Genomic DNA, 2,220 nt, shown 5'->3' with positions numbered 1-2,220 from the left:
CCGACATGCTGCACCGCATCACCGAGGCCGCCATACAGCGGCGCGTGGAGGCGCGCATCATGGAGCACGGTCTGCTGCTGCGCCCGCGCGACGCGGAGCCCGCCGGTGAACCGGCCAAGGGTGCGAGGGTCGCCCGCGGCCCTTTTGACCCCGCCACAGCCCCGGCCGCCGGGGCGACCTCGGAAGCGGACGCGCCGAAGGCCTTCGCGGAAGAGCAGGCGGAAGAGGCCCTTCACGACACGCACGAAGCTGCGGAGGCGGAGGCCGATGCGCAGGACGCTCCCGCGGCGGAAGCCGGGGCAGGCGACGACGAGGCCGACAAGGGCCGCGTGGTGGCCTTCGCGGACAAGCGCGCTCCGGTCGTCGCCGAGGAGGACACCCCTGCCGCGACCGGCTTCGACGCCGCGCCGGCGCAGGTGGACGAGCTTGCGGACGGGGACGACGAGGATCTCGCTGCTGCCGACGAGGACCTGATCGACGCCGGCGACGCCGCCGAGGACGAGGCGCTGGCCGCCCTCCTGAGCGACACGATCGCGGGCGGCGACGCCGCCTTCGCGGACGAGGAGCCCGCCGCCGACATCTACGCGGCCGAGGACGAGGCCGCATCGGAGGAAGAGGCCGCCGAGGACGCCGCGCCCGAAGAGGCGGCCGCGGAGGCCCCGGCGTTCGCCTGGGACGCTTCGGAAGAGGTGGCCGGCGAAGAGGATGCCTTCGAGGCCGCCGACGACGAAGGGACCGTCGCGGAAGCCGCCGAGGAGGAGAGTCTCGAGGACGCCGCCGCCGACGAGGACGCGGACGACGCAGACAAGGTCGGGGAAGCTGCCGAGGCCGCTTCGCTCGAAGACGAGGACGACGAGGACGAGGCCGGCTCGGAAGGGACCGACACGCTGGTCCTGATGGCCGCCGCGATGGCCGCCGCCAACCGCGACGGGGTCGGGGACGACTTCGCCGAGGAGGCCCCGGGCCCCGGCGAGGACAGCATCGAGGCGTTCTTCGCCTCGGCCGATCCGTCCTGGAGCGAGGAGCCGCCCGAAGCGCTCAACGACACGATCGACGGCAGCGAGGACGATTCCGTCGCCGCCCGTCTCGCCCGCATCCGCGAGGCCGCCCGCGCCGAGGCCGATCTCGGCGAGGCGGACTTCGCCGGCCTGATCGCGGAGCGCGACGAGGAGGATCTCGGGTCCTACGGCGCGGCCGAGACCGACGAGGACGATACGGTCACGGAAGCGGAGGAGGCTGCCGCCGACGAATATCCGGGCGCCGACACGCTCGACGCGCGCCTCCCCGACGACGAGGAGGAGGCGCTCCAGGCCGATCTCGAGGCCATCGAGCAGGATGTCGCCGCCGCGCGGGACGACGACGAGGCGGAACCGTCCGAAGCCGCGGACCGCGCCGAGGCGGAACAAGAGCCCGACGACGCGGACGACGACGCCCTCCAGGCGGAACTCGCCGCGCTCGCGCGCGGGGACGACCGGCCCGAGGCGGATGTCGAGACCGCCGCCACGGATGACGCCTCCGAGGACGAGGACGCCCGCGAGGACGGCGATGCGCCCGACGCCGAGGACGAGGGCCGCGCCAAGGCCGCGAAGCTCGGCTCGGCGACGGGGCCGTCGCATTCGGGCGACATGGATCGCCTGTTCGACGCCACCGACAGCCGCCTCGCCAATGTCGAGACGAGCCGCCGCCGGGCGAACATCCAGCACCTGAAGGCCGCCGTCGCCGCCCGCGTCGCGGAGCGCCGCCTCGTGGAGGCCGGCGTGCGCGAGGGCGACGACCCGGTCGACGCCACGGCCGAGTACCGCGCCGATCTCGCGCGCGTGATGCGCCCGACGCGCGTGCGCGTGGACGTCAGCCGCCGCCGCGACACGCGACCCGCGCCGCTGGTGCTCGTGTCCGAGCAGCGCATCGACCGCGAGGACGCCGCCGTCTCCGAGGGCCCCGTCCGTCCGCGCCGCGTCGCCGCCGGGCAGGAGGACGCCGTCGCGGGCGAGATGCACTTCGAGGAGCGCATGGTCGCCTCGGGCGAGGCGCAGTTCGGGCACGCGCCCGCCGCCTTCGTGCCCGCCGCGCCGCCGCGCAAGATCAGCCGGTCGCTCGCGATCCTGGCCCGCCGCGCGGGGCAGATCATCCGGGGCGGCGATCCGTCCGAGCCGGAGGCAGCGGCCGAGGCCCCGCCATCGAGCGCCGCTCCTGACCAGCAGCCGGCACCGGCGCGAACCT

General features: G+C 75.3%; 1 protein-coding gene. It reads left to right on the top strand.

From position 1 onward, the window contains the following. On the top strand, positions 1 to 2,220 hold a 2,220-nt coding region (locus tag ACTS11_RS19815; protein WP_442642006.1), incomplete at both ends, for a hypothetical protein.

Source organism: Roseicyclus sp. (assembly GCF_052168335.1).
In the GTDB taxonomy this organism is placed as follows: Bacteria; Pseudomonadota; Alphaproteobacteria; order Rhodobacterales; family Rhodobacteraceae; genus Roseibacterium.
This window is presented reverse-complemented; position numbering and strand designations above follow the sequence as displayed.